5 protein-coding genes are annotated in these 6,038 nt (G+C 66.4%); 3 read left to right on the top strand and 2 right to left on the bottom strand.

Going from position 1 to position 6,038, the window contains the following annotated elements; translation table 11 throughout:
- Positions 1 to 60: 60 nt before the first annotated feature.
- Positions 61 to 693 (bottom strand): DUF4126 domain-containing protein, encoded by a 633-nt coding sequence (locus J1N50_RS17270; RefSeq protein ID WP_215356050.1) that lies wholly within the window; start codon positions 691 to 693, stop codon positions 61 to 63.
- A 132-nt stretch (positions 694 to 825) separates the two neighbouring features.
- Between J1N50_RS17270 and J1N50_RS17265 the strand changes: the two genes are divergently transcribed.
- Both J1N50_RS17265 and J1N50_RS17260 read left to right on the top strand, forming a co-directional pair.
- Complete coding sequence (locus tag J1N50_RS17265; protein ID WP_215356048.1) at positions 826 to 1,599, top strand: NUDIX hydrolase; 774 nt, start codon at positions 826 to 828, stop codon at positions 1,597 to 1,599.
- 175 nt (positions 1,600 to 1,774) lie between these two features.
- On the top strand, positions 1,775 to 2,002 hold the full coding sequence (locus J1N50_RS17260) for a hypothetical protein (RefSeq protein ID WP_215356046.1): 228 nt from the start codon (positions 1,775 to 1,777) through the stop codon (positions 2,000 to 2,002).
- A gap of 146 nt (positions 2,003 to 2,148) precedes the next feature.
- Here J1N50_RS17260 and J1N50_RS17255 read toward each other — a convergent pair whose 3' ends face one another.
- Complete coding sequence (locus tag J1N50_RS17255) at positions 2,149 to 3,006, bottom strand: carbon-nitrogen hydrolase family protein (protein ID WP_215356044.1); 858 nt, start codon at positions 3,004 to 3,006, stop codon at positions 2,149 to 2,151.
- Between the two features lie 86 nt (positions 3,007 to 3,092).
- On the opposite strand from J1N50_RS17255, the gene J1N50_RS17250 reads away from it, so the two are divergent.
- Entirely contained in the window at positions 3,093 to 6,038 is a 2,946-nt protein-coding gene (locus tag J1N50_RS17250; RefSeq protein WP_215356042.1) for a M16 family metallopeptidase, read from the top strand.

Genomic DNA, 6,038 nt, shown 5'->3' with positions numbered 1-6,038 from the left:
GATTCTTGTTTTGCCGTGTTTTCCGAGTCGTCAGGTGATTCCACCTGACTTGAAAACACTCTAAGCTGAGGGCACAGCAGGGTCGGCGGGTTCGTCGCCCAGCGCGCGTTTCAGCGTCGCCTTGATGTTGCGGAGCAGGCGGCGCAGCGCGACGATCACCACGACCGCCGCGATCAGCAGCAGGATCGCGATCACGATCGCGAGCGGCGGATAGGCGATCGCCAGCGCAAGCAATCCGCCGGTCGCGACATCCTCGCCGGTCGAGACCGCGACATTGCTGAACGGTTCGGGGCTGACGTTGACGACCGCGCGTGTCGTCGCCTTGGCGCCGTGGCTGAGCAGCGCACCGCCCCCGCCGAGCAGGAAGGCGACGACCTGCCACGTCGGATCGCTGCTGTCGACGAGTGCGAGCGCGAGCAGCGCGCCGCCGAGCGGGCGAATGATGCTGTGGATCGTGTCCCAGACCGAATCGATCCAAGCGACCTTGTCGGCGAGGAATTCGGCGAGCGTGCCGGTCGCGGCGACGCCAAGCACCCACGGGTTCGCGAGCACCTGTAGCGCCTTCAGATGTTCGGGAAGCGGCAGCCAGCCGAAATGCATCGCGACGCCGGTCGCCAGAACGGTGAGGTACAGCCGCCATCCCGCGAGCAGGCTGAGGCTGCCTGCCACTCCAAGAATTTCCAATATTCCCATGGCCCTGCTCCCCGGGTCGGCCCTGTTTGAGGGGCGCATCTTGCACCTGTGGGGACGGCGCGGCAATGGCCTGTCGCCGTCGCCGGATGACGCGGGATGACAAGGCCGGAAAGCGCGCTTATCGAATGGGGCATGACCGATACCTCTACGCTGCCCGATGGCGCCATTCCCGCCGCGACCCTTGTCATCATGCGCCCGGCGAGCACCGGACCCGACGAAATCCTGATGGTCAAGCGATCGAGCAACATGGCCTTTGCGGCGGGCGCGGTGGTGTTTCCCGGCGGTCGTATCGATCCCGACGATTTCACCGTTGCGCAGCGGCACGGATTCGCCGAAGGCGACACCGATGGCGCGGCGCGGGTCGCCGCACTCCGCGAAACACTGGAGGAAACGGGGCTTGCGGTCGGCTGGCCGTCGCTTTCCGAGCACGATTCATCGGATGTTCGGAGGGCTCTGCTGGGCGGAGAACTGCTCTCGGACATTCTCGCGGCGCGGAACGATCGGGTCGCGCTCGACGCGCTGGTGCCGTTTGCGCGCTGGTGCCCCAATTTCAAGGAAGCGCGGACCTTCGACACGCGCTTTTATGCGGTTTCCGCGCCACAACACGGCCATGAGCTGACGGTCGAAGAGGCCGAGCACAGCCACATCTTCTGGGCCAGCGCGAAAGACGCGCTGGCGATGGCCGACGCGGGCGAGATTTCGATCATTTTCCCGACCCGCAGAAACCTCGAACGCCTGTCACAAGTCAATGATTTTGAAGAATTTTCGGTGCACGCCGGGCAGTTTCCGGTCGAGCTGGTAACGCCCTGGATCGAGGAGCGTGACGGCCGCCCCTATCTGTGCATTCCCGACCATCTGGGGTACCCCGTGACGGGGGAGGCGTTTGACCGCGTCAGGCGGGGCTGAATTGCCACCGATTTGGTGTTTTTTTACTGATTTAGCAAATTCCTAACATTTGTTGGGCACTGGCAAAACGTCGTTGCAATCGCTGGCGACAATGCATAGAAGAACCATGCTGAATCAGGGTGGCTAGGTCCGCTGTGATTCGAGAATACCAGTTTTCCAGTGGACGGAGAATAAGATGAACCTGCTCAAGAAGGCTGCGATCTCCCTCGCAGTGACGTCGATGATCGCGGCACCGGTTGCTGCTTCGGCTGCCCCGGCGGCTCGTGCGACCACCGATCTCGGTGGCGAAAGCGAACTCGAAGGCAGCACCAGCTGGATCATCGCGATCGTTGCTCTGGCTGCTATCGTTGGTGGCATCATCATCGCGTCGGACAACAACGACGACGCGCCGACCAGCCCGTAATAAGGCTGTTTCGCCAGTTACCGAAGGACTCCGGACCATGTCCGGAGCCCTTTGTGTTTTGGGCGATGTAAATTCCGGTTAAGTGCGGGCTGCCATCGTGGAGTTGCTTTTTTGGCTGGCAGACCCTGAGCCTGCCCTGCCTTTGCCTATAGCATAATCGAGCGAACGGTCCGCGAGCGGGCGAGCGGTATCGCCTGACGGGCTTTCGCGACCGCCGCTGCGTCGATTTCGACCGCAATCAGGTCGAAGCCCTGGTCGCCCGCGCCGCTTTTCGCCGCTGCCTCGCCCAGAACGATGCCCCAGGGATCGACCGCCAGGCTGTGGCCATAGGTCGCGCGGCCGTCGGCATGGACGCCGCATTGCGCCGCCGCGATGACGTGACAGCCGGTCTCGATCGCACGCGCGCGCACGAGCGTATGCCAATGCGCCTCGCCGGTGGGCACCGTGAAGGCGGCGGGAATGGCGATCACCTCCGCCCCGCCATCGACGAGTGCGCGATAGAGTTCGGGGAAGCGCAAATCATAGCAGATGCTGAGGCCCAAACGGCCGATCGGCGTGTCGACGAGCGCGATCGCTTCGCCGCCGGCATAGGCGGCCGATTCGGTCCATTTCTCGCCCGTCGGCAGGTCGACGTCGAACATGTGGATCTTGTCGTAGCGCGCGCGGATGCTGCCGTCGGCGGCGATAACATGGCTGCGGTTGACGCGCTTGCTCCCGTCGTCGGACAGCAGCGGCATCGACCCCGAGTGCAGCCACACGCCATGGCGCCGCGTCATGTCCTGCAACGCCGCGGGCCAGGGACTGTCGGCCTCGCGCGCGATATGCGCCGCAGACCGCTGACGGTCGCGATCGAGCAGCAGCGACATTTCGGGAAGGAAGGCGATCGTTGCGCCGTGTTTCGCGGCCTCGCCCAAAGCGCGGTCGATCGCCCGCAGATTGGCGTCGGGGTCGATGCCGCTCGTCATCTGCACGATCGCGGCGAGGGGGGGCAGCTTGGCGTCCATCGCGTCTGGCTAGGCCGAAGCGCGGCGGAGGACAAGCTGCGCGAAGTTCAGTGGCCAGCAAGGTTCGAAGGCGATAAGGTTGACGAATGTCCTATTCTCCCCGGCCGGCACCGCTTTCCCTGCTCGCTTCGATCCTGATTTCCTGCGCCGCCGCGGCGGGCGTGCTGCTTCCGTCGGTTGCAAGCGCCCAGACCGCTGTACCTGCGCCCGCGCCTTCGCCCGCCGCCGCGGCGAAGAACGAGAGCTGGCTCTATGCCGGCAGCGACATCCCTCGCGACACGGCGTGGCAGTTCGGGGTGCTTCCCAACGGCTTGCGCTATGCGGTGCGGAACAACGGCGTGCCGCCGGGGCAGGTGTCGATCCGTGTGCGCATGGACGTTGGTTCGATGTTCGAGAATCCCAAGGAACTGGGCTTCGCGCATTTGCTCGAGCATCTGACCTTCCGCGGTTCGGAGCATATCCCCGACGGCGAGGCGAAGCGCATCTGGCAGCGGTTCGGCGTGACCTTCGGCAGCGATTCCAACGCACAGACGACCCCGACGCAGACGGTCTATCAACTCGACCTGCCGAGCGTGAATGCCGCGACGCTCGACGAAAGCATGAAATTGCTCGCCGGGATGGTGCGCGAACCGCGCATTTCGGACGCTGCGGTGACCGCCGAGCGCGGCGTCGTCATGTCCGAGCTTCGCGAATCCGACGGGCCGCAAAAGCGGATCGCCGACATCACGAACGCGCATCTGTTCGCGGGACAGCTTCTGGGCAAGCGGCCGCCGATCGGGACGGTCGCATCGCTGGCGGCGGCAAGCGCGCCGGCGGTGCAGGCCTTCCATGATCGCTGGTATCGGCCCGAGCGCGCGGTCGTCGTGATCGTCGGCGACGGCGACCCCGCCGAGTTCGCGCGGCTGATTGCCAAATATTATGGCGACTGGCGCGGCGATGGGCCGCCGCCGGCGCAGCCCGATTTCGGCAAGCCCGATCCGAAGGCGCCGGTCGCGAAAGTGGTGGTCGAACCGAACCAGCCGCTCGCGCTGACGCTGGCGATGATCCGCCCGTGGGTAAAGCGCGTCGATACCGTCGAGAATACGCGGCGGCTCTATCTGGAATTCATCGCGCAGGCGCTCGTCAATCGCCGCCTCGAGAACCGCGCGCGGGCAGGGGGCAGCTATCTCGTTGCGACGGTCGAGCAGCAATATCTGAGCCGCAGCGCCGATGTGACGATGGCGCAGATCGTGCCGCTCGATAACTGGAAAGCGGCGCTTGCCGATGTGCGCGGGGTGATCGCCGATGCCGTCACGACCCCGCCGTCGCAGGCCGACATCGACCGCGAAGCCAACGAGATCGAGGCTTTCCTCGCCAAGGAATTGGAAAACGCCCGCAACGAGCCCGGATCGCGGCTCGCCGACGACATGGTGCGCGCGGTCGACATCAACGAGACGGTCACGAGCCCGCAGGGGCAGGTCGACATGTTCAAGGCGATCCGGGCCTCGGCGACGCCGAAGGTGATGCTGGCGACGAGCAAGGCGATCTTTGGCGCCCCGGTGACGCGTGTCGTACTGACGACGCCGACCCCGACGCCCGGTGGCGACGCTGCGCTCGTCGCCGCGCTCGCGGCGCCCGCGAAGATCCGCGACGACCGGCTCGCGACGGCAGCGGTCGATATGAGCCAGCTTCCCGCGATCGGCAAGCCGGGCACGCTGGTCTCGACCGGCAGCCTTCCCGGCCTTCGCGCCGAGCGGCTCGAGTTCGCCAATGGCGTAACCGCGCTCGTCTCGAACAACCGCGTCGAGCCCGGCAAGGTGCGCGTCAACGTCCGCTTCGGCACCGGAAACCGCAGCGTTGCCGCCGATGCGCCGAACCTGCTGTGGACCGGCGATTATGCGCTGATGGCGAGCGGGATCGGGCCGTGGGGGCAGAACGAGCTCGACCAGTTGACCAACGGCCGTCAGATCCAGATGAACTTCTCGATCGACGACGACGCGTTCGAGATCGCGGCCGAGAGCAAGCCCGCCGACCTGGCCGACCAGATGAAGCTGATCGCCGGCAAGCTCGCCTTTCCGCGCTGGGATGCCGCGCCGGTCGACCGGCTGCGCGTCGGTTATCTGACCGGCTATGACCTCAACGATGCGACGCCGAACGCGGTGCTCGACCGCAACATGCGCGGCTGGCTTGCGAACGACGACGCGCGCTGGGCGGCGCCCGACAAGGCGCAGATCGCGGCGCTGACGCCCGCTGCCTTCCGCGCCTTCTGGGAACCGCGCCTCGCGAGCGGACCGATCGAGGTCCAGTTGTTCGGCGATCTGTCGACCGTCGATTACAAGAAGATTCTCGCCGAAACCCTCGGCGCGCTGCCCGCGCGCCCCACGATTGCTCCCCCGGCCGGGCAGACGGTCGCCTTCGCCAAGCACAATGTCACGCCGGTCGTTGCCTATCATCGCGGCGAGACCGGGCAGGCGGCGGCAATGACCGCCTGGCCGACCAGCGGGGGACGCGCGGCCCCGCGCGACGCGCAGGGGCTCGACGTGCTGGCGGCGATCTTCAACGACCGCCTGTTCGACCGCCTGCGCGCCGAGCAGGGCGCGAGCTACGGTCCCGCAGTCGACAGCCACTGGCCGACGGGGTTCGAAGGCAGCGGCGGCTATCTGCTCGTCGGCAGCCTGCTGGCGCCGAAGGATGTCGATCGTTTCTACGGCATCGCGCGCGATATCGCCGCCGACCTCGTCGCCAGGCCGGTCAGCGCCGACGAACTGGCGCGCAATGCCGGCCCGATCCGCGAACAGATCGCGCGCGCATCGACGGGCAATGTCTATTGGATGTTCCTGCTCGAAGGCGCAACGCGCGACCCGCGCGTCGCGGCGGCGGCACTGTCGGTAGAGCAGGACATTTCGGGCATCACCCCGGCCGATATCCAGCGGCTCGCGCGCGAATATCTGGTCCCCGCGCGCCAATGGTCGCTCGCGATCCTGCCCAAGGGGATGACCCTCGCCGACGCCGCGGCGCTCGACCGGGCGGTGGCCGCTCCGGGCGGCCGCTAG

The sequence above is a fragment of the Sphingopyxis soli genome (genome assembly GCF_018682675.1).
Taxonomy (GTDB): domain Bacteria; phylum Pseudomonadota; class Alphaproteobacteria; order Sphingomonadales; family Sphingomonadaceae; genus Sphingopyxis; species Sphingopyxis soli.
The sequence above is the reverse complement of the archived record's forward strand: the minus strand, read 5'-3'. Positions and strand labels throughout refer to the sequence as shown.